Source organism: Cryobacterium sp. 10C3 (assembly GCF_034314285.1).
In the GTDB taxonomy this organism is placed as follows: domain Bacteria; phylum Actinomycetota; class Actinomycetes; order Actinomycetales; family Microbacteriaceae; genus Cryobacterium; species Cryobacterium glucosi.
Genome location: NZ_JAVIWF010000002.1, coordinates 833,714 through 856,169 on the forward strand (window position 1 = coordinate 833,714; position 22,456 = coordinate 856,169).

Genomic DNA, 22,456 nt, shown 5'->3' on the forward strand with positions numbered 1-22,456 from the left:
GTTGGACAACTGCGAGACCACGTCGAGTCTCGACCACCGCCGCGTTCATTTCCTCGCAGCACGAGGGGCACTGCGGGCCGGTCCAGGGTACTTCGTCATCCATGACCGCAATCTTGCCCGGACCACGGCAGACGCGCTGGAATCTCATCACGCTGGCTGACTACTTGGTAGCGCCCTCAGAGTCGTAGGGTCGCCTCTCCCCATAGGCTGAGCACAGGCACTACGAGGGGAAGCACGGCACCACCATGGCTGAAGAAAACAACGGGGCATTCATCTGGTCGATCGCAAACCTGCTGCGCGGCACCTACAAGCAGTCCGATTACGGCAAGATCGTCCTTCCCTTCACAATCCTGCGTCGACTCGACGCGGTGCTGGAGCCGACAAAGGACGCTGTTCTCGCGGAGTTCGAGAAGCGCAAGGACGGCGCGATCCCGGTGGAGAAGCTCCTACCGGCGGTGTCCCTGCACGATTTCTACAACACCAGCCTTTACACAATCGAGAAGCTCAGCGGCGATCCGGCGAACGTGAAGGCGAACCTCCTCAACTACGTCGAGGGTTTCTCCCCGAACGTACGGGACATTTTCGATCGCTACGACTTCGCCGCACAGGTCGCCAAGCTGGATGAGAATGACCTGCTCTACCTTGTCGTGCAGAAATTCGCCGGCGTCGATCTGCACCCCGACCGAGTCAGCAACACCGAGATGGGCCTCATCTTCGAGGAACTCATCCGGCGCTTCGCAGAAGCCTCCAACGAGACGGCCGGTGAACACTTCACCCCGCGCGAGGTCGTGCGGCTGATCGTCAGCCTCCTCTTCACCGAGCACCCGGACGGTGACCCGGCGCGTTCCCTCTCCGTCCCTGGCGCGGTCCGCACCGTCTACGACCCCACCGCCGGTACCGGCGGCATGCTCAGCGTTGCCGACGAATACGTGCACACCCACTATCCAAACGCCTCCCTAACCCTGGTCGGGCAGGAACTCAACGCCGAGTCGTTTGCTATCGCGAAAGCCGATCTGGTGATCAAGGGCCAGGCCATCGAGAACATAATCTGGGGAGACACGCTCACCCACGACGGCCACCTCGGCAAGACATTCGACTACGGCATCTCCAACCCGCCCTTCGGCGTGGAATGGAAGAAGCAACAAGACTTCGTTCAGAAAGAATTCGCCGAGCGTGGCTTTGACGGCCGTTTCGGACCCGGACTGCCTCGTGTCTCTGACGGCTCGCTCCTGTTCCTGCTGCATTTGGTGAAGAAGATGCGTCCGAAATCGCAGGGCGGCGGCCGGGTCGGCATCGTACTCAACGGCAGCCCACTCTTCACCGGTGGCGCCGGCTCCGGCGAGTCCAACATCCGCAAGTACCTGATTGAGAACGACCTCCTCGACGCGATCATCGCGATGCCCACCGACCTGTTCTACAACACCGGCATTGCCACGTACATCTGGATCCTTGACAACGACAAGCCCACCAGTCGCAAGGGCCGGGTTCAACTTGTCGACGCCACCAACCAGTGGGTGAAGAACGTTCCCAGGTCCCTCGGCTCTAAACGCCGCATGATCAGTTCAAAACAGGTCAAAAACATCGTGCAGCTCTACGGCCACAACGCCGACGCCAGCACCGCCACGGACGGCGCGTCCAAGATCTTCACGAACGACGACTTCGGATACACCACCATCACGGTGGAACGTCCCCTTCAGCTCACATGGGCGCTCACCCGAGCGCGACTTGAAGCAGCTGTTGCTGCGAAGCCGCTCGTCACTGTCGCCGACCAGATTCGATCAGTCCTCGCCCCGGCCCTCGGGGTTGTTGGACCCACCACGTCGGACGCCAAGGCCTTCACGACCGGCATCAAGAAGACCCTCACTGCCGCAAACCTCATTCTCACCGCCGCGCAGCTCAAGGCACTGATTGCCGGGCTATCGGAGCGCGACGAAACCGCTCCCATCGTCAGAGACGCGAAGGGTAACGCTGTGCCGGACACAGACCTCCGCGACACCGAGAACGTTCCACTCACCGAGGACATCGACGCCTACGTTCAGCGTGAGATCGCACCGTACGTCGAGCACTTCTGGGTCGACCGCGCGAAGGATAAGGTCGGCTACGAGATCCCTTTCACTCGCCACTTCTACAAGTACGTTCCGCCACGTGCCCTAGTCGACATTGACGCGGACCTCAACAAGCTCGTGCAAGAGATAACTATTCTGCTCGGCGAAGTTGAGAGAGCCTAGTGTCTACAAAACGTCTGTCAGGAGCTCAAGACCAGAGCTTTCACTGGATGGGGAGCCTACCGAGCCACTGGTCAAAGGGTCGGCTGAAGGACATCGCAACGAGTACCGCCAGCACAGTGGACAAGAAGGCCTACAGCGGCCAATCCGAGATTCTTCTGTGTAACTACGTTGACGTCTACTATCAAGACCGCATTTCATCTGACCTCGCGTTCACGCATGCGACCGCTAGTCCATCGGAAATTGCCCGCTTTTCGCTGAGAAGTGGAGATGTCGTAATTACCAAGGATTCAGAGTCCGCCGACGACATCGGAATTGCAGCGTTCGTCCCGGTCGACCTCCCCGGCGTCGTCTGTGGCTACCACCTTGCGATTCTCAGGGCAAAGTCAAACGCTGACGGCTACTTCCTCAAATGGCTTTTTGACTCCACCTATGTCAACAGCGTTTTAGAGACGCGTGCCAACGGTCTGACACGAGTTGGTCTAGGACAATCTGCTTTGGCCTCGCTCCCGGTCCCAATACCTCCCGTTCGTGAACAACGCGAGATTGCTGCCTACCTGGATCGTGAGACTGGGCAGATTGACGCGCTCATCGCCAAGCAGGAGCAGTTGGTCGAGATGCTGACCGAGCGCCGCCAAGCTGTGATCGCCCATGCCGTTACTCGTGGAATCAACTCGAAGGTCGAATTGAGAGATTCCGGGGTGGAGTGGTTAGGTGTGGTTCCAATTGAATGGTCGGTCTCAAAACTTAAGCACGTAATTGCCGATCGCGAATCGGGAACCAGCGTAAACGCGACGGATACTCCAGCGGTTCTGGGAGAAATAGCGGTGCTCAAGACTGGCAGCGCGTCCAGAGGAGTGTTTGATTCGAGTCAGAACAAAGTGGTTCTAGAGGAAGATCTACCTCGAGTCTCTTGTCCGGTGCGTCTTGGAAAAGTACTTATCAACCGAGCGAACTCACCGGAACTCGTCGGTGCTGCTGCACTTGTGCGTGAAGCGCATGACAATCTCTACCTATCCGACAAGTTGTGGCAGATTGGCTTCCGGTGTGACCCGATCTTTGTCTATTGGTGGTTCCAGACTCGGACCTACAAGGATCAGGTTGGCGCTCAACGGGTGGGTTCAAGCAGCAGCATGCAGAATCTCTCCTATGAGGACTTCAGAGAGATTCGACTAGCGATGCCGAGTCGACAGGAGCAGGAGGCCATCGGGGCCTTCCTTGACTCCGAAACGGCGAAGATCGCAGATCTGGTTTCGAAAGCGCATCAAGTGGTAGGAGCCTTGAGAGAACGCCGGCAGGCGATTATCAGTGCTGCTGTGACGGGGAAGATTGATGTGAGGGGGCTGTGATGGGGGAGCACAACGAGAAGCCGTTTGAAGCGGAACTGGCGCTCTATCTGGAGTCGCAGGGATGGTTGTACTCGCCGACCAGCGCCGGGTACGACAAGGAACGCGCGATGTTCCCGGCGGATGTGTTCGGTTGGCTGGCTGACACTCAGCCGGAGGCGCTGGCGAAGCTCGTGAAGCCGGGCGACGCAGTACCTCTTCAAGCGAAGGCTCAGGAGGCGCTCCTGGACCGTCTCGTGAAGGCGCTGGACGCGCCGTTCGAGGGCATCGCCGGCGTGTACGGGGGCACCCTGTCGGTTCTGCGGCGGGGGTTCAAGCTCACACCGGTGTCATTACGGATGGCCCAGTTCAAGCCGGCGGATGCATTGAACCCGACGACGACAGCCGATTACGCGAAGATGCGGCTACGGGTGATGCGGCAGGTTTTCTACTCGACGTCGAGCAAGAAGAGCATCGATCTCGTCTTCTTCGTTAACGGCCTGCCGGTGGCGACGTTGGAGTTGAAAACGGACTTCACGCAGAATGTTCAGGACGCGATCATGCAGTATCGCACCGACCGCAACCCGAAAGGCGAGCCGCTTCTGTCATTCGGGCATCGGGCGCTGGTGCACTTCGCGGTGTCGAACTCCGAGGTCTTCATGACTACGCACCTACGCGGGCCGGAGACGTTCTTCCTGCCGTTCAACCAGGGCAACGACGGAAAAGCCGGCAACCCGGTGAATACGGATGGGTCAGCGACGGCGTACCTGTGGGAGCGGGTGTTCCAGAAAGATGCGTGGCTCGGTATCCTCGGGAAGTTCATGCATTTGCAGGTCGAGACGAGTATCGACCCCGTGACCGGGGTCGTCGAGAAGTCCGAGACCCTGCTTTTCCCCCGCTATCAGCAGTGGGAGTCGGTAACGAAACTGATCGAGGCTGCCCGGGACGAGGGGCCGGGGCATCGGTATCTGGTCCAGCATTCGGCAGGGTCGGGCAAGACAAACTCGATCGCGTGGACCGCACACCAACTCTCCACCCTGCACCGGGCGGACGGATCGAAAGTTTTCAACTCGGTCATCGTCGTCACCGACCGAACCGTGCTCGATACCCAGTTGAGGGACGCGATCACGCAGATTGATGCGAAGACTGGCGTCGTCGTCGGTATCGATACCAAGGGCGGCGGGTCGAAGTCGGCCAAACTCGCCGAGGCGCTCACGCAGGGCGTACAGATCATCGTCGTGACCATCCAGACGTTCGGGTTCGCGATGGCCGAGCTTGCCAAGCTTGAGGGCACCCTCGCGGGACGGAACTTTGCGATCATCGCCGACGAGGCGCACTCCTCGCAGACCGGCACGACCTCGAACAAGGTGAAATCTGTGCTCACCGATGAGGAAGTCAAGGATCTAGCCGACGGCGGCGAGGTCGACATGGAAGCCCTCCTCGCGGCGGACATGGAAGGCCGGGCGAACGCCTCCAACATCTCTTACTTCGCGTACACGGCCACACCGAAGGCGAAGACATTGGAGCTGTTCGGTCGGGTGCCGGCGGGCGGCGATCTGCCGCTTCCCTTCCACCTGTACACGATGCAGCAGGCCATCGAGGAAGGCTTCATCCTCGACGTGCTGCGGAATTACACGCCGTACAAGATGGCGTTCAAGCTCGCACACAACGGCCAGGAGTACGACTCCAACGAACCCTTGGTCGAGAAGACCCAGGCGCTAAAAGAGCTGATGCACTGGGTGCGGCTGCACGAATTCAACATTAGCCAGAAGGCCGCGCTCATCATCGAGCATTTCCGCGAGAACGTGGCCTGGCGGCTAAACGGCAAAGCGAAAGCCATGGTCGTCACCGGCTCCCGCAAAGAAGCCGTGCGGTACAAGCTCGCCTTCGACGACTACGTGGAGCGCAGCGGGCGATCGGATATCCGCGCCCTTGTCGCGTTCTCCGGCGAGGTCCTCGACGAGACTCTCAGCCCGGTGCCGTTCACGGAATCCAACATGAACCCGGGGCTTCATGGCCGCTCGTTGCCGGAGGCGTTCAAGACGGAGAGCTACCAGGTCATGCTCGTGGCCAACAAGTTCCAGACCGGGTTCGACCAGCCTCTGCTCGTGGCCATGTACGTGGACAAGAAGCTGTCCGGAGTGACGGCAGTGCAGACCCTGTCGCGGCTGAACCGGATGGCCAAGGGCAAGGACAACACCTTCGTACTCGATTTTGTGAACGATCCCGAAGTTATCCGAGAATCGTTTGAACCGTACTACCGGGACGCGAACCTGTCAGCGGTGTCAGACCCGAACATCGTGCACGACATCAAGACCAAACTCGACTCCCTACACATCTACGAAGAATACGAGGTCGACGCCGCCGCAGCCGTGGAGGTCTTCAAGAAAGGCAACAACGCGCTCACGGCGGCCATCGCACCGGGCAAAGAGCGCTTCAACACGCGCTACGAGGCAGCCGTGCTAGCGGGCGACGGGGTTGAAGTTGACCGGCTGGAGCTGTTCCGTAGCGACCTAACCGCGTACATTAACGCTTACGATTTCCTCTCGCAGATCATCAACTACGAGGACACGTCGGTCGAGAAGCATGCTCTCTACTATCGGGCTCTCGCGCGTGTCATCCGCGAGGATAGCCGGCGCAGCCCGATCGACCTCGCCAGCGTCGCCCTGATCGGCTATAGCCTCAAGAAACACGACACCCAGCACATTGCCCTCGGCGACGGCGATGTCGCGCTCGACCCGCTCACGGCTGCCGGCTCGAAGACACCGGTCGACCCCGTACTCGCCCGCCTCCTGGAGGCAGTCAACCAGTTGAACCAGCTCTTCGACGGCGACGGACTCACGGGCGCCGACATGAAAGGCTTCTTCACCCACGTCAAAGGCAAGGCCGCCGAGAACACCAAGATCACCACTCAGATCGCCGTGAACAGTGAGCAGCAGTTCCTAGCAAGCCCTGACCTAGGATCTACCGTGACGAATGCGATTATCACTTCGGGAAACAACTTCGGGAACATGGTCACCGAGGCCCTCAGTAGCGACGAGAAACTCGCGAGGATTATCGAACTAATCGGGCGGGCCCTCTATCAAGACGGAAAGGACGCTGCCTGATGAGTCACCTCGCTCACACGATGCGTGACCGTCGACGCTGCGGGAACGGTGCCGACGAGACCCCAGAGACGGTCGAATCCAGGAGCCAGAACTTGGCTGACGACAAACCGACACCTTCCAAAAGGTCACAGCCACAGGAGCGTCATTGAAATCTCAGTTCAGGGGCTACTACCCGCCAAGTACGGACGAATACGCCACGCTCTGGGCGGAGGGCACCGTCATCTTAGATACAAATTCGTTACTAAATCTGTACCGGTATTCAGAGGGTACCGGCCTTCAATTCTTGAATGTCCTCGAGGACCTCAAAGAACGCCTTTGGATTCCTGCTCAAGTCGCGCGCGAGTTCCTGGAAAACAGGCTGGGCGTTATTCACGAACAGACATCCGCCTATGAAAAGGTTAGGGAGGCTCTTGAGTCGAGCCGAAAAGCCTTTCGAGTTCCCGTATCTCATTTCAAGCGCCACTCCTCGCTCGACGCCGAACATCTGATTCAGTTATTTGAGGAATCTCTGGACATGGTTGCTGTGGAGATTAGCGTCAGTGAAAAGGGCCACCGTTTGACGGTTGAGCAAGCACGGGAGGCCGACGCCGTCTTGAGTGTCGTGACAAGTCTTTATGAGGGACGAGTTGGAACCGAGTTCACCGCATCCGAACTTGCAGCCGTCTACTCCGAGGGCGCGAAGCGATACGCCGCTGACGTACCTCCCGGATACAAAGACAGTGCAAAGGGCGACCCCGGCAAGTACGGCGACTTGGTCATTTGGAAGCAAATACTTCAGAAGGCCGAAGGCGCACGCTCATCAGCCATATTTGTTACTGATGACGGGAAGGAGGACTGGTGGCGAATATTCCACGGGCAGAGACTCGGGCCGCGTCCCGAGCTTGTCGATGAGTATTTTTCGATTTCCGGAAAGCGCGTGCACTTCTACAGTCCGGAACAGTTTCTCCGTGAGGCACAATCGCGATTTAGTCTCGGACTGACGGAAGAGACGATTGGCGAGGTAGAAGAGGTCTCCACGCAAAGTCCGGAGAGGTTGAAGCACGTGGCGGAGCGCCGGCTCGTCGAGCTAACAGCGCGACGAGAGAATCTTCTTAAGGTCATCGACCGGCCATCGCCTCGGAGCCGAAGAACAACTGAATTACGAAGCAAGCGCCTTGCGGAACGTGAAGGGCTACTGCAGCAGATTGAGACGCTCGAAGCTGCCTACTCGTCCCAAATTCGCGAGGCCGCAAGCCAAGGTCACGCCGATGCGGAGTCGACAGGTCTTGGTATGCGACGCATTCAGTCCGAGACTCGAGCGAGATTGCTCCGAGTTGATCAGGGCCTCGCTGAATTGGACGAGGCACCTTCCGGAATTGGGTCGCAGCATGAAGGTTTCCTGCGTCAACTGGCCATACTCGACGCGGAGCTCTCGGAGACGGCCGAGGCTCTAGCCGAGTATGAGGGGAATGAGCGAGTCTGAGATCCCGCCAGGAGGGACATTGCGTTGGTCCAGGATGTGGAGCACGCACACAGGTCCCACGCCAGCTCGTGGTCTTAGGGCAACCGCGACAGAGAGTGGGGCCAAGCAAACACCGAGTTTCAGAGTAGTTTCGTGACTTAGTTACCGGGGTGAGGTTAGTACTCGTATCTTGAGGGCATGCATTCTGGAAAACGGTCGGCGTGGTCTCAGCGCATCGAGTTAGCGGACTATAGCTGGACCCAAATTAGCCGGAAACGGCCATGACGCGGCTACCGAATCAAGGGAGCCTGTCAGCGGACCCTCACATCGGTTTCCTCGGCGATACACATGGAGATCTCCAGCACACGCTGACGGTCGCCCACACGATGTATCTCCGCGGAATTAAGAACCTCTGACGGCGCTCAGCGAATTTCCCCAGTCTTGCTCATCGGAGCTCCCCAGGTCGCGGGGTTAGGTTAGTGGAAGTTCGTGCCCGTTGTCACGCGGCGGAGCTCGTTGGATTGGGCGGCGTGGTTGCGGAGTCGGTAGGAGCCGCCGTCGAGGGTGACGACGACGGATCGGTGTAGGAGCCGGTCGAGCATCGCGGCGGCGACGGTGGTGTCGCCGAGGATCTCGCCCCAGGCGCCGACGGGGCGGTTCGTGGTGATCACGATCGATGTTTTCAGGTAGCGCTGGTTGATGACTTGGAACAGTGCTGACGCGGCCTCGGCGGGCAGCGGAAGGTAGCCGAGTTCGTCGATTATGAGCAGGGTGGGGCCTGCGAAGAACCGCATCATCGTGCCCCACTTGCCCTCGATCGCGGCGCGGTGGCAGCGGGCCGCGAGGTCAGCGGCAGAGGTGAAGTAGGTGCGGTAGCCGGCCTGGACTGCGGCGTGGCCGAGGCCGGTCGCGATGTGGGTTTTCCCGACTCCGGGCGGTCCGATCAGGAGCACGTTGGTCGCGGTCTCGAGGTAGCGGCAGGTGCCGAGCTCGGCGAGGAGGTTGCGGTCGATACCGGAGGCGGCGTCGAGGTCGAAGTCGTCCAGGGTGGCGCCGGTGGGGAGGTTCGCGAAGCGGAACCGGCCCGAGAGACGTCGGGCGTCGGTCGCGGTGACCTCGATGGCGAGCAGGCGCTCGAGGGCGTGGGTGAGGCTCCAACCCTCGGCTTGGGCCTGGTCCAGGACGCGGGGCAGAGCGTCGGCGGCGTCGGCGAGTTTGAGCTCGGTGAGGTGGCCGCGCAACTGCTGATAGACGCTCGCCGCCGTCGCCGTCGAGACAGGCGCAGCGGTCGTTTCGGTGGTGGTCAGGGGTGTGTTCATCGGAGGGTGTTCCTGTTCTTCGCGGCCGTCTCGTAAGCGGCCAGGCTGATCACGGTGGTGGGTTCGGCGGTGCCGGTCAGCGCCAGGGCGGCGCGGCGGGCCGCGATGCCGGGCGGGATGCGTTCCTTCTTCCGGTGCGGCCGGCCGGGAGGCGCTGAGGCCATCGCGATGGTCTCCAGGGCGGTGACGTGTCCGCTGTCGCGGATCGTGACTCCGAGGCCAGCCTCCGCGAGCGTGTGTCGGGCAAGGACGACGCCCGAGATCGTGGCGATGTCGATGGTTGCCGCGCCGAGGCGTTGGTGGACGACGACGCGGGCCGCGGCCAGCTCTGGCGGCACCGAGTACCGGTTCCCGCGCCAATCGATCAGGGCCTGCCGTGTCGCGGTGCGTTCCTCGGTCACCACGACCGGGAACACGGTCGGCGGCAACGGTTGGAGGCGCTCTGCGGCGAACATGACCGCGGCCGTCGTCGACCCGTCGCGGCCCTCGCGCCGCCGGCCGTCTTGCCCGGTCGCGAATGCGGTGAGGCGTTGCTGTGCTTGCTCGAGGGTGACGTCGTCGGGGAGGTTGCGCCACCAGCGCTGCGCGGCGGTGTGGTTGTTCTTCTCGACCACGCCCTTGCGGTTGCCCGACCGGGGCCGGCACGCGACGACGCTGACGGCGTGGTGCTTGGAGAACGCGGCGAACATCGGCGTCAGATCACTCGTCCCGGCCTTCAGCACGGTGCTCATCCGGTCGAACCGCCACGTTTTCGTCACCCCGCCCAGCAGCCCCAGCAGCACCGTCATTGCCGCGAGCAGGTGGGGCAGGTCCATCGATGGGGAGATCACCGCCCGCCAAACCCCGGAGTGCGCGAGGGACCCGACGAGGACGTAGGCGCGTTTGGTCGGGAACGCCCAGGCGGCTGGGGCGTCGGGCAGCTCGACCCAGTCGAACTGGGTCTCCTCGCCCGGCGGGTGCTCAATGATCGCGTTGGGCCGCTTCGTCACGTGCGCGCAGGCCGTGCAGGCGGGCCGGAGGTTCCGGTCCCGGATCTGGCGAGTCAGGGTTTGATACGACCCCGAGAAGCCCAGCGGGACGAGCTCGTCCCGCAGCGTCGCCGCCCACAAATGCGGGTCCTCGCCCAGGCGGGCGGTGACGTAGTCGATGAACGCGTCGAACGGGTCCGGGGCGGCGCGTTGACGCACTCCCGGGGTGCGTTGGCCGGCCAGGTAGGCGCGGATTGTCTTACGGTCGTGGTCGGTGCGGCGGGCGATCTCACTGATCGTCATCCCTTGCCGTTTGAGCGCGTGGATGTCCACGTCGTCCTCCTCTGAAAGCATAGGAGTAGGGCCTTCCTCGTACTGGTGTGTGGTCGAAGACCACCAGCATCGAGGAAGGCCCGCTTCTATGAGCGGAAGCGACCCGGAGTGGGGAATTTCAGTGAGCAGAACTGGGGAATTTCAGTGAGCGCCGTCACCTCGTCATTCTCGGCGATTTCGGATTCCTCTGGCCTGGCTACAACTGGGGAATCGTTGTCGACAAGCTGAGCCGACGCCTCTCCGCCAACGATCAAACCCTTTACGTTGTGGACGGCAACCACGAAGACTTCAACATTCTCTACCAGTTTCCAATTGGCGAAGATGGCCTCCGGCGGATCCGGCCCAACATCATCCATATTCCTCGGGGATATCGAAGTCTGCTCACCGCCGGACGTACGCTCGCAGTCCTCGGCGGTGCGAACTCGATCGACATCGGCAATCGCATCTTGGGAAGGTCGTACTGGAATGAAGAGTCGATTACGGAAGCTGACTTGACCGGGCTCGGCAATGTGCATGCCGACGTGATGATTGGGCATGACGCGCCGCTACACGTGCCAACCCTGGACACATCTTTGGAGGCAACCGCACATTGGTGGCCGCACACAGGACTCGCGTACGCAGCAGCCGGCCGTGCCATGTTTCATCGAGGATTTTTGCAAGTGCGGCCACGGATCTACCTAGGCGGCCACTACCACCTGCACATTGACGAACTGGTGGACTACGCGGTCGGCGACGAGGAGTTTCGCACACGAATCGTCATCCTCGATCAAGGAGGGTCAGCTACCGCGTTCAGCCAAGCAATTCTTAACGTCCGTAGTCTGCATTTACAGTTCTTCACGCGTGATGGAAGGCTATTGAGCACATGACTCTGCAACCTTGTCCGTCCGGCTTCATCGATAGACCAGCAGTGGATGGACCTGCTCTATCGGGCGGCAGACGAGGGGACGGATGCGGGACGTGACCCCAGTCAATCGTGAGGCTGAAGATCTGTCTGAGTCCCATTCGGCTATCAACCTCCACCAGAGCGGTATATGGGTATTGTCCACGGAATCGGGCGCCCGGATGCTCCTTGCAATCGTTGTGGAACCGATCTCGATGAGGCCCGTGGTGACGGTTACTAGGTACGCCGCCGACGGCAACGGATCTCAGGTGAACGGAGCGCCAATGACGGTGACTGCAACTGAAGCACCGCGCGTTGGCGCTCGTTGGCAAGCAACCGTCGTGGCTCTCGATTCGACCTATCCGGCCTACAGTGCTGTTCTCCAAGGTAGTGCGTCGCAAATCTACAGGAGCACGGCAGTTTCAAGGATCCAGAAGCTAAGTTTCGAGATGATTGCCAAGCTTGTCGATTCGTGACCTCTGAGGCCCCGTCCTGCCGCTAACTGACAAGCCCATGACTGCCGGGACTAATTGAAGTTTCGGAAGATGGATCGAAGGCGTTGAGGCAGCTGTGCCCGGGTTGCGGTCGCCAGCGGTATTGCATTACGCCCACTCGGCTGATGAGTTACCGCGATAGTCATATGGGAACTGCCGTTCTGGGTACTGGCGCAGACCTCGAGGGTTGACTTGCTCTTGACCCCAACAAAGCACTCCTCGTGACCGGGATGGCTGGGCTGCCGCGACCATTTTCGTTTGGGGTACGAATGCTTCGCGAGCGCATAGTCGAAGTCACCCGCGTTCGGATAACGATCTGACGGAAGCCGTGACATTGATTTTTCAACCACGTCACGAATGCCTCGCGGAACATGAGGCGTGAGCGAGCTGAGTGATGCTGGCGGGCCCGCGGTCACCCGAGTAAGAGTGTCTCGGACGTCATTGCCGTTGTACGGCGCTCTGCCGGCGAGAAGCCAGTAAAGCGAGGCGCCCAGGGAGTAAACATCGCTTGCAACGGAACATGGATCGGCAATTGGCGCGCCGGTCATCGCCACCAACGCAGCTGCTGCGACCTCGGGCGACATCGTCGCCGGCGTACCCCCGGTAAGAGGAGCGAATCCCGACGAATTCATCTCAGAAGCTAAACCAAGATCACCTAGAAGCGCGTCACCATTGGAGTTCAAGAACAGATTCTCTGGTTTGAGGTCGTTGTGCAGAAGACCCTGGTCGTGCATACGAGAGGCTCCCCGGCTCGCGTGGATCACCCATTGAACTGCGCGCTCGGGAGGAATCCCTATGTTGGGGATCATCTCGTCAAATGTCGTTCCGTGCTGCGCGATTTCCGTGACCACGAATGGAAGGCCCGAGGCGAGGTCCGCGTTTCGAACGGGCAATAGGAACTTACCCGACAGACGCGTCAGCAGAGATGCTTCTCGCCATACTTCGCTTGGAGCAGAACTCAAAAGTATCTTGAGTGCGCTCTCCTCTTGGAGGTGGTGGTCCAGTACCGCGTATACGACTCCCTGACCCCCTTGCCCAAAGACGAGATGACCTCATAGCGGTTTCCGATAATGAAACCGGCCGGAAGAGCGTCAAATGCGATAAGAGGAATTAAAGTCACCACCCTAGGCTATGGGGATGCGTGCATTAGGACTCTCCATTGATATTCCAGCCAGCAAAAAACCTACCCTTCGGGCAGTAGTGCTCGAGGACTCCTGCACAACTGGTGCGACCCCGTCTTTGTCAGACATGACGGTCACTGACACTTTTGAAGTCGCAGCGACAGGATCCGACCTCGCAGACCAGCTCAAGGAACTCAGTCACGCCGTAACGGGGAGGGTCGAGTCTTTGAAGCCCGACATAGTTGTAATCCGTCGCGCCGACCGATCACCGAGACCCAGCAATCTGGACGGCCCGCGACTGCGTCTCATGTTCGAAGGGGCCGTAACCGCAGCAGCGCGATCGCTCATCTCGTGTACGACCATCCGCACTGGCAAAGAGTGCGGAGCGGCGTACGGAAAGTCGAAAGCCGATATGGATTTCGATGCAGAGACGCTCGCCACGAAGAAACCATTGATCTCGGCCGTTGCGGCGGCGATGTGCGGATTGGTCGCCGATCGCAATTAGTGCGCCGCACACAGAATCTGCACTGAATCAGACGTTCCGAGGGGGATACTGTGCGCATGGACTATCGAGCGAGTGCACAGCGCGACGCGATCGCCCTGCTGTATGCCGCGCAGCGACACGCTGGAACCTTCGGAGGTGCGGACTTGTTGGCGGCGGCGCAATCGGCTTGGCGGCTGGCGAACGAGAATGGCTGGGCAATTATTGCCGCCGACTCGTCAGGAGAGCGAATCGTTGGAACCGCCACCACGATAGGCGAGTGCTCCACTGTGGACACGTCTCGCCGACAAGATGGCCTCGATGTCTTGGTTATTGCCGGAATGATCGCCGGCCCATACGGCCTGATGGAAACAGCGGCTCGTTCCCGTTTCATGGGCGCTAAGACGGTGCACTGCTTCTATGTCAGCGGATGGTCGGGAGACATACCCGGTTGCGACACGGTGCACCGCCTGATCACAGAATCAATATGGGAAGACGAGTCGCTCAGCCAACCAGCAACGGCTCATGAGACTCAGGTCGCCGCGTCGTTCACCTGAGATCGAGAAGCGCGCGTGATCTGCGTGCAGACCGTGACTCTCTCGGCGAGGGTTAGTCGTCGGGAGGCTACATTTGGGTGTGTTTTGTCGAGGGCGATTTCTGTATTCGGAGCCGAGAGAGTTGTGTGGCCGAGTCAAGAGACATCGCGTACGTGAAGGACTCATTTGAGAATGAGTTTCCGTCTCTGAATGGATGCTTCTCCTCGAATAGTAATGCCGGACCGTCATGTCACGGAGGCTCGTCCTGTTTGCGCGGGAGAGGCGGCCGGTAGCCAAGAAGTCCTTGCCGGTGCCTCCAAGAGGAGCGTTGAGGCTGCGTTGGACCTCCTGGCGTGAACTGGGACGTTCGTCAACACTGCGAAGTTGTCCCACCCGCACTGGGTCCGATGCCTCAATCCAAACATCAAACACTTATTGACATCTGACGCGTTCTAAATACCCGTCATAAGATGGCCGCGAATCCGTGCCCGTGCGGGCAGTACGGTGTTGCCGGCCTCGAGTGCTCGTGCCCGCCGAGCGCGCGCCGGCGGTACCTCGCCCGCATCTCCGGGCCGCTCCTGGACCGGATCGACATCCAACTTCACGTGAACCGGATCACGGCGGCCCAGCTGCGGCTCGCCGCCGAAGAACCGCGCCTGACGACCTCGGCTGCGCGGGAACGTGTGATCCGGGCCCGGCGCGCCGCACGGGAGCGCCTCGCCGGCACACCCTGGTCGCTCAATTCAGCGGTCCCAGGGTCCTGGCTCCGCAGCAGGCACCTGCGGCTGGACCGGGCGACGACCGCTGCGCTCGATCGAGCGCTGGAGCGCGGCGGCATCACTATGCGCGGCTATGACCGGGTGCTCCGCGTCGCCTGGTCGATCGCCGACCTCGAGGGCGCCGATCGGCCGGGTGTCGAGCAGCTCGGACAGGCGCTCTACCTGCGCACCGGCTGAAGCCGGACATCCACCGACGGAAGGACACGACGCACGATGCCATTCGAACCCGATGAGACCACCATGATCGACCTCGCGACCGGCGTGCGCGCACCCGGGCCCACCCTGACCCGGGAACTCGCGGCGGAGCTGCACGCTCGAGCGGCGTGGTCGTGCATCAGCGAACCCGGCGACGGAACTGCGGGCCTCGTTGTCGCGGCGCTCGGCGCCGTTCGCGCCCTGCGGATGATTATCGAGGCCTGGACCCACGACCATATCGCCGGGGAACTCCTGACCGCCGGGGTGGCGGAGGGTGTGATCGCTGCCGCCGGACTCGACCGCGCTCTGGAGCGCTGGCGTCCGCGGCTCGATCCCATCGTCGTCACGATTGCGCTGCGGCAGGCAGCCCGATCGGGGGCACGGCTGGCGATTCCCGGTGACCCCGACTGGCCGGCCGGGCTTGAGGACCTCGGGGTACACGCCCCGCTCGCCCTCTGGTGGCGCGGCCCTGCACATGCCCTCGGCGCGTTCGCCCAGTCGATCGCCCTCGTCGGCGCCCGGGCTGCTACCCGATACGGCGAGCATGTCGCGATGGAAGCCTCTGCCGGCCTCGTCGACCGCGGATTCGCGATCGTCAGCGGCGCGGCTCTCGTTCTCTGGACACTCAGTGTGTTGCAGCCTGCTTCTGAACACGATTTGGCTAGGTTTTGAGTATGGGCTCAGGGACGTTGCTAGGACAGTGGAACGTCTTCTTTCATCCTGCTCCCGATTCGGAGAACGAACCCATCGACGTTGACAGGTATGTGGCCGGGTTGGCTCAGGCTTCATCTCGTCGCATTCGTAAGCCAGGCACACCATTTCTGATCGGGCCCGATGGCTTCCCGGATCCATTGCTCAACGATTTCTTCGTGGGGCTTGGCGGCGGTCGAAAACTCGCCCTGTCGTCAGCCCGCGCCTATGCCTATAGTTTTGCTTCGTTCTGCAATGTTCTGCACTCCTGGGGCGTGTCTTGGCGGGAAGCGGATCAGAACGATATTGAGGCCGTTCGAACTTGGCGACTGCATGACCCTCGGAACCCGCGTCGGGTCCAAGACAAGACATGGGAAAAGCAATACGCGATGCTTACGTCGCTGTACTCGTGGGCGGCGGTGAAGGGTATCCGAAATCCCCTCCCTCGTTCTGTGGACAGCAGGGGAAGACGCGTTGCGAACGGTGGCGGCTCGTTTGTATCGAACGCCTCAGTTAAGTGGTTTTCCCCGTCAAGCTATGAGCGATGGCGCGACATCGGCTTGGTGGGAATACTGCCTGACGGCCGTGAGAATGAATCCTTCCGCGGCCGGAATTCGCAACGCGATTCGGCATTTGCCAATGCACTGTTTCAGACGGGGCTACGAGTTCAAGAACTGGGCAATGTCCTGCTTGGGCTGGAGTGGCCGGACACGACCGAACCGGGCCGCCGTTTCTACACGCGTGCGTTGGCAGATGGTTCTGCGAAAGGGAGTTCAGGGCGTAAGTACTGGATTCCCGCGAGCGCAGTTTCTGACACAAGAGGATATGTACTGGGTGAGCGAATGCGAGGTGTCTTGAAGGCTCAGAAGAATGGGGTCTACGACGCGATTCCGAGGAAGAGAGTGATCAAGAAGGTGCTCGGTTCCTCACTGCAACTTCTGGACTCCGATGGGGTCACTCGCACGATAGATTTGCGCGCCCTTGTGCCAGAAGAGAGGCTGCGGATCTACTCACGGGTCAACGGGGTGCTTGAACCCGTTGCGCTGTGGCTAGGCGCTGATGGGGTTCCCTACGCCCACCAGAACTGGAACAAGACCTTTGCGCGAGCAAATGATCGGATTGCAGACCTTGGGTTAGATTTTTCTCGACTCACGCCACACCACCTTCGGCACAGTTTCGCACTTCGATGGTTCAGCGTTGGCAGCATTCTTTGGAGCGAACGAGCTGTGGGGTTGACGCACGCTCAGGTACTGGACCTCCGTGAGGAAATGGGGTCCCATTGGTATTTGGTTCAAACGCTGCTCGGTCACAGGAACGAGTCCACAACGCGAGATATCTACCTGGAGCCGTTCCAGGGTCTCGATGTCGAGATATTGCTCGACAGCGCGAACGATGAATCCGTATCGCAGCTTCTTTCCTATTTTCTTTCCAAGAATTCTCGCGTTCACACAGTGGGTGCGCCCGGTGACTTGACGTGAGGGGTCGCCCCGCTGCCCTTCCGACAGCGAATGAACGACCCTCGTCAAAACGAGTTGGCCTTGTTGTTCGTCATGTCGATGCCGTCTCGGGCAAAGAAACCACGATGGACGTTTCGGCTCTGCCTGTTTCGGCTCAACTGCAAACAGATTTCGCTGAAGCTCTTGCTAACGCGGTTGGGCCCTTAGGGACACGCCAGACTCGTGGGTCGGTTCAGAAGCTCTTCATGGAGCTTGGCGTCTTTTGCCGCGTTCTACACCGTCAACCTAACCCGCCAGTTTCCTCCAGGCAGCTGCTCCCCAGCCATTTGTCGGAAGCCCGTTTCGAGCTGCAGTCGCGACAGATCGGTAGCTTGAAATCCCTGCTGCGCCGAAATCTCAACCTCTACAATCCCAATTTCCAGGTCGCGCTGAATGCTAAGAACCCAAAACGAGAGCCTTCGCTGGTTGACAGCGAATCGTATACTCAATCGGAATTGCGCAGGATCTTGGATGCTGCACGAGCCGATATCAGGGTTGCTCGCGACAGGATTCGTTCGGCTTTGATCCTGATGGACAGATGGCGCAGAGGTGAGTTCGATCAGGAACCACACGGCCCCGATTGGGTGCGAGGTGCATACCTGGACAATCTCGCCCGGACCGGCGATCTCCTCCGGTACCCAGCTTCCCCAGCGCATCCGGAGCGGGCGGCCGTTAACCCGGTGGCGTTGCGCAAGGCCGGTTTCTTGGGCGCCGCCGAAGCCCGGGGCGCACTTTTCCTGACGCCACTTGAAGCCATGGCCTTCGCAGTTCTACTCGTCGGGCTCACGGGAGAAAATGTCGGCACGATCTACTCATCGAAGGCATCGAGCCATCAGGCGGCCGCAGGAGACAAGGATCGGCCCGCAGTCGCAATCATTGATCTCATTAAGCCGAGACGAGGCAAGTCGCGCGCAGCCATGGCCAAGCCGCTCACCAGTGTTCCTGCTTGGGCTCACGCTGATGCCTATGAAGAGGGTCCGCAACTTCTGACTTCGTTCGGTGTATTCGCGCTTCTCGTGGAATTGGCTGGACCTGCTCGGTCGATAATGAGGTCCGACCACCTGTTCGCGTGCTCGAAATGGACAGGTGCCGGGGGACGAGGTTTTCGCATCGGCGGTTCAAAAGATGTGCCAGGGGAGTGGGGTGAAACGCATCGGCTGCTCCATGACGATGGCAGCCCTCTCAGAGTTCTCTTTCCGAGGCTCAGGCTGACCTATGTTCAGGCGCACGACGAACCGGTCGCACAAACCCGTTACACCCTGCGAGACTCCTACCAAGTGAAGGATCGTGGGTCACTCAAGCAGTACCAGGAAATTGTAGAGAAGACGCTCACCCAGCAGATTGCGTCTGCCCGTGCAGCTAATGCCCTCACCTTTCTTACGGATGTCGACGTTCAAGAAGCCAGGACCAATCCAGCTGAGGCAGCGCTGCGATATGGTGTGACCCCACACGTATTGACCCGCATACTCGATGGTCACCTGGACACAGTGTTGTCTGCATGTTCGGATAACGAAAATGGGCCGCTGACCCCTGGGCGGCCGTGCGAGGCGTCTTTTTTGATGTGTGCTGGGTGCCCGTGTTCAGTGTCGATTCCTGCACACTGGCCCGTGCAAGTTGCAACTCACGACGCGCTTGTTGCTCGTCGCAAGGACATGACGGCGTTGCAATGGGCGCAACGATACGCGGAACCTTGGGCGAGGTTGGCGGACATTGTGTCGAAGATGCCTGTCGGATCTGCCGAGGTCGCGAGGAAACGAATTACGCAAGACGATAGGAATCTGGTGGAACGCTTGTTGAACAGAGAGATGGACCATTGACGAAGGCCAGTGGGCGCATCCAGGCATTGGGCGAGGTCGATCCCCGATCCTTCGTTCTCATGGAGCGCCAGATGAACTCGACCTCGCCGTCCCTATCTCGTTTCGAGGACGAGCGCTGGCATCTAACGCCCGCAGTGATGGAGGCCCATTCGTCGGCGATTTCGATTAGTTGGAAGAGGTTTCATCCGTCATTTGTTTTGCCGATAAAGACTTACGTGTGGTTCCTTCTGAACTACCAGCCCACGGCCGACGACAGCACAAATGGCTATCGTCGCCTCGCGGTCGGGACTATTAGCCAAGCGGTATTTCGTTTGTTCCTATTTACCGAGTTCATCTCTAATCGAGGGTGCAGATCGCTGACAAACGTGGCCGAGTCAGACTTGGACGAGTTTGCACTTGCTACGTCTGCGTCCGGAATCGGCGTCAAAGCTCAACGAACAATTCTGCGGGAAGTCCTCCGGCTGTGGGAAACGCGCGATCTTCTTCCAGCTTCATGCCGTTTACCCGATGCGCCGCCATGGGGCGCGCTGCGGCCCGCTGACATCAGTGGCGACCTACCTGATGCGCCTGAGAACCGCACTCCGAGAATTGCTGAAGCGACCATGGGCGGACTTCTCGTGTGGAGTCTTCGTTTCGTTGAAGAGTTTTCGGTCGACATTGTGCCCGCCGTCAACGCGTATCGTGCGATCCGGAAACGATGTGAACTGTTTGATCCCGCATACAGAGAACAACACGGCCTGGGGAGTGTCGAGCGCACGACTACGTCCCAGATGACGGCGGCTGAGTATTTGCGGGTTTGGGGGCCAGTGAGTATTGCCTTCGGGGGCCACTGATATTGCCGCCGGGTGCCAGGCTGTCGCGCGGTCGGGGGCCGCTGGCTCCCGACCGCGCGAACCTTTATGCGTTGACCTGTCCGGCGGTGTGTTCTCGCATGTTGTGTCCGCCGGTCTCGACCCAGATGGTGTTGTGCACGATGCGGTCCATGATCGCGTCGGCGTGAACTCCGGAGCTGAGGCGTTGGTGCCAATCCTTCTGGGCGTATTGAGTGCAGAACACCGTTGATGCCTGGTCGTAGCGGCGCTCGAGGAGTTCGAGCAGCATGCTCCTGGTGCTCTCGTCGGGCTCGTCCAGGAGCCATTCATCGATTACCAACAGCGAGAACGCGGCGTACTTGTTCAGAAACTTCGTCGACCCGGACGGCTTATCGCGGGCCAGCTGCCAAGCCTCTTCGAGCTCCGGCATCCGAATGTAGTGCGCTCGCACCCGGTGCCGGCAGGCGGCCTTCGCCAGCGCGCAGCCCAGATACGATTTCCCCGACCCGGTGAAGCCCTGGAAAACGACATTCTGCTGTCGATCGATGAACGAGCAGGTGCCGAGCCCCGCGAGCATTGACCGGTCGAGGCCGCGTTCTTCGACGAGGTCCAGGCGGCGCAGGTCAGCGTTTGGGTAGCGCAGGTTCGCCCGGCGAATCAGCCCCTCGACTTTGGTCTGGGTGAAGACGGAGTGCGCGTCGTCAACGGCGAGTTTGACTCGCTCCTCGAACGCGAGGCCGAGGGTGAGGGTGGCGTCCTGGGCGTCGAACGCGTCCAACAGGGTGGCCACTCCCATTTCACGGAGCTTGCGTTTGGTCTCGATATCGATCCGGCTCACCGTGCACCGCCTCCGTAGTAGTCGGCGCCGCGGACGTATCCGCCCGATTCAGGTTCGACGGGTTCGAAGCGTGGAATCCTGCGGATGCCTGTCTTGTCTTGCCCGGTCTCCAGGATCGGTTGCAAGTGCGCATACCGGGGCGAGCGAACACGACCCTCCAAAGCGATCTGGCACGCTTTGTCCACTCGCTCGCTGGAGTAGCGGCGGCTCAGCCGCAGCACGGCCAGCGCGGCGTCGAACCCCTGTTCTTCCACCGGCACGGCCTCGAAGATCCTGTTCACCACGGTCACCATGTTCGGTCCGACTCGTTCGGCCCAAGCCCGGATCCGGACGGTGTCCCACTCCCGATACTTCTCGCCCTGGGGCTGGTCGCCATCGTTGGTGCGGTATTCGTTCACGACATGCTCACCCAACAACAGGTGGCTGGTGAGCCGCTCATGGTTGCGATAGACCTCGAGCACCTGGCTGGTGATGCGCAGGTCGACGCCCTGTCCGATATGCGCGTAGGGGACGGAGTAGAAGTTCTTCTCCCAGACCACATGCCCGTTCTTTTGCACCCGACGCCCCACGATCCACCGGCTGATCTCGAAAGGCGCCGACGGCAACGGCCGCAACAGCGCCTTCTCCTCAGTTTCGAACACGCTGAGGCGGGAGCCGGCGCGTTTCTGGAACGGTTCCCGGTTGTAGGCATTCATCCGCTCCCGGATCGCGGCCCGCAGTTCGGGAAGCGTTCCGAAGCTCCGATGACGCAGTCCGGCGATCACCCAAGTAGCAACATGAGAGACCGTGTTCTCCACGGACGCCTTGTCTTTGGGTGACCGGGGTCGGCCCGGCAGCACCGCGGCCGAGTAGTGCGCCGCCAGTTCCCGGTAGGCGTCGTTCAACACGACCTCACCCTCGCGAGGGTGCTTGATTACGCCGGTCTTCAGGTTGTCGGGCACGATCCTAGGAACCGTTCCGCCAAACCACTCAAACATCGCAACGTTCGCCAACAACCAGGTGTCTTGCCGCATATCCAACGCCGGTTCCACGAACGCATACCGAGAAAACGGCAGGCACGCGACGAACAAATACACCCGAGACGTCTCGCCCGTGACCGGGTCGGTGAGTTGCATCGTTGGCCCCGACCAGTCGACCTCGACCGTCCGCCCGGCCTTGTGGCCCACCCGCGACGCCGCCCCCGTGACCAGGGTGTGCGCCGCGTAGGACTTGCAGAATCGGTCATATCCCATCGCCGGCTGCCCTGTCACCGTGCAGCCGTCGACGTACTCGCCATGGAGCAGCTTCAGCGTCACCCCGACCTTGGCGAGCTCTTTGTGCACCCCGTCCCAATCAGGCTGCACGAACACACTCTCGTGTTCGCCCCGGCCCGGGAACAGCAGCGCATACACCTCGGCCTCGCTGCGGCCGGCATGGCCGTCACTGCCGACGCCGGTCTTCTCCGCGGCATCGAACACCGCCAGCACACTCTTCCGCGACATGCCCTGCGCGAGAGCGATCGCGCGCCCCGTCATGCCCTCGGCGCGGAGTTGAAGCACGAGCTTCGCGTTGATCCTTCGTACCATTGTTGATTACTCCTTCTGCCGGGTGCCTATACAC

At 60.6% G+C, this 22,456-nt stretch carries 17 protein-coding genes and 1 pseudogene; 13 read left to right on the forward strand and 5 right to left on the reverse strand.

Annotated features, from left to right (window positions below):
• Nucleotides 1–245 precede the first annotated feature (245 nt).
• From RGU41_RS04585 to RGU41_RS04600, 4 genes are all read left to right on the forward strand, one after another.
• Entirely contained in the window at nt 246–2,228 is a 1,983-nt protein-coding gene (locus tag RGU41_RS04585) for a class I SAM-dependent DNA methyltransferase (protein ID WP_322135663.1), read from the forward strand.
• Nucleotides 2,229–2,275: 47 nt separating this feature from the next.
• The gene (locus RGU41_RS04590; RefSeq protein ID WP_322135664.1) at nt 2,276–3,574 is read left to right on the forward strand and encodes a restriction endonuclease subunit S; all 1,299 of its coding nucleotides are present in this window, start codon (nt 2,276–2,278) and stop codon (nt 3,572–3,574) included.
• Nucleotides 3,574–6,657 carry a type I restriction endonuclease subunit R gene (locus tag RGU41_RS04595; RefSeq protein WP_322135665.1) on the forward strand — a complete coding sequence of 1,028 codons (3,084 nt, stop codon included), beginning with the start codon at nt 3,574–3,576 and terminating at the stop codon, nt 6,655–6,657. The genes RGU41_RS04590 and RGU41_RS04595 overlap by 1 nt, the downstream gene beginning before the upstream one ends.
• 145 nt (nt 6,658–6,802) lie before the next feature.
• Nucleotides 6,803–8,119 carry a PIN-like domain-containing protein gene (locus RGU41_RS04600; protein WP_322135666.1) on the forward strand — a complete coding sequence of 439 codons (1,317 nt, stop codon included), beginning with the start codon at nt 6,803–6,805 and terminating at the stop codon, nt 8,117–8,119.
• Nucleotides 8,120–8,574: 455 nt separating this feature from the next.
• Here RGU41_RS04600 and istB read toward each other — a convergent pair whose 3' ends face one another.
• Together istB and RGU41_RS04610 are read right to left on the reverse strand one after the other, a co-directional pair.
• Complete coding sequence (gene istB / locus RGU41_RS04605) at nt 8,575–9,417, reverse strand: IS21-like element helper ATPase IstB (RefSeq protein WP_322135512.1); 843 nt, start codon at nt 9,415–9,417, stop codon at nt 8,575–8,577.
• Nucleotides 9,414–10,739, reverse strand: coding sequence for a Mu transposase domain-containing protein (locus RGU41_RS04610; protein WP_322135513.1), 1,326 nt, complete (start codon nt 10,737–10,739; stop codon nt 9,414–9,416). The genes istB and RGU41_RS04610 overlap by 4 nt, the downstream gene beginning before the upstream one ends.
• A gap of 245 nt (nt 10,740–10,984) precedes the next feature.
• Here RGU41_RS04610 and RGU41_RS04615 point away from each other — a divergent pair, with 245 nt between their 5' ends.
• Both RGU41_RS04615 and RGU41_RS04620 read left to right on the forward strand, forming a co-directional pair.
• Nucleotides 10,985–11,584 carry a hypothetical protein gene (locus RGU41_RS04615; protein ID WP_322135667.1) on the forward strand — a complete coding sequence of 200 codons (600 nt, stop codon included), beginning with the start codon at nt 10,985–10,987 and terminating at the stop codon, nt 11,582–11,584.
• 91 nt (nt 11,585–11,675) lie between these two features.
• The gene (locus RGU41_RS04620; RefSeq protein WP_322135668.1) at nt 11,676–12,074 is read left to right on the forward strand and encodes a hypothetical protein; all 399 of its coding nucleotides are present in this window, start codon (nt 11,676–11,678) and stop codon (nt 12,072–12,074) included.
• 50 nt (nt 12,075–12,124) lie between these two features.
• Here the strand turns inward: RGU41_RS04620 and RGU41_RS04625 are convergent.
• Nucleotides 12,125–13,120: pseudogene (locus RGU41_RS04625) on the reverse strand (serine/threonine protein kinase); the annotation flags it as partial.
• Between the two features lie 220 nt (nt 13,121–13,340).
• On the opposite strand from RGU41_RS04625, the gene RGU41_RS04630 reads away from it, so the two are divergent.
• The 7 genes from RGU41_RS04630 to RGU41_RS04660 all read left to right on the forward strand — a co-directional run bounded on the left by RGU41_RS04630 (nt 13,341) and on the right by RGU41_RS04660 (nt 20,040).
• Nucleotides 13,341–13,718, forward strand: coding sequence for a hypothetical protein (locus tag RGU41_RS04630; RefSeq protein WP_322135669.1), 378 nt, complete (start codon nt 13,341–13,343; stop codon nt 13,716–13,718).
• A 56-nt stretch (nt 13,719–13,774) separates the two neighbouring features.
• Nucleotides 13,775–14,251, forward strand: a complete 477-nt coding sequence (locus tag RGU41_RS04635) for a hypothetical protein (protein WP_322135670.1) — start codon at nt 13,775–13,777, stop codon at nt 14,249–14,251.
• A 449-nt stretch (nt 14,252–14,700) separates the two neighbouring features.
• Nucleotides 14,701–15,186: an ATP-binding protein gene (locus RGU41_RS04640; protein WP_322135671.1), complete on the forward strand. Its 486-nt coding sequence runs from the start codon at nt 14,701–14,703 to the stop codon at nt 15,184–15,186.
• Between the two features lie 36 nt (nt 15,187–15,222).
• Entirely contained in the window at nt 15,223–15,876 is a 654-nt protein-coding gene (locus RGU41_RS04645; RefSeq protein WP_322135672.1) for a DNA-processing protein DprA, read from the forward strand.
• A 2-nt stretch (nt 15,877–15,878) separates the two neighbouring features.
• On the forward strand, nt 15,879–17,372 hold the full coding sequence (locus tag RGU41_RS04650) for a hypothetical protein (protein ID WP_322135673.1): 1,494 nt from the start codon (nt 15,879–15,881) through the stop codon (nt 17,370–17,372).
• A 350-nt stretch (nt 17,373–17,722) separates the two neighbouring features.
• Nucleotides 17,723–19,207 (forward strand): hypothetical protein, encoded by a 1,485-nt coding sequence (locus RGU41_RS04655; RefSeq protein WP_322135674.1) that lies wholly within the window; start codon nt 17,723–17,725, stop codon nt 19,205–19,207.
• Nucleotides 19,204–20,040 carry a hypothetical protein gene (locus RGU41_RS04660; protein ID WP_322135675.1) on the forward strand — a complete coding sequence of 279 codons (837 nt, stop codon included), beginning with the start codon at nt 19,204–19,206 and terminating at the stop codon, nt 20,038–20,040. The genes RGU41_RS04655 and RGU41_RS04660 overlap by 4 nt, the downstream gene beginning before the upstream one ends.
• Before the next feature lie 64 nt (nt 20,041–20,104).
• Here the strand turns inward: RGU41_RS04660 and RGU41_RS04665 are convergent, their stop codons facing one another.
• Nucleotides 20,105–20,857, reverse strand: coding sequence for an ATP-binding protein (locus RGU41_RS04665; protein ID WP_322135676.1), 753 nt, complete (start codon nt 20,855–20,857; stop codon nt 20,105–20,107).
• Entirely contained in the window at nt 20,854–22,422 is a 1,569-nt protein-coding gene (gene istA / locus RGU41_RS04670; protein ID WP_322135677.1) for an IS21 family transposase, read from the reverse strand. The genes RGU41_RS04665 and istA overlap by 4 nt, the downstream gene beginning before the upstream one ends.
• Nucleotides 22,423–22,456: the final 34 nt, after the last annotated feature.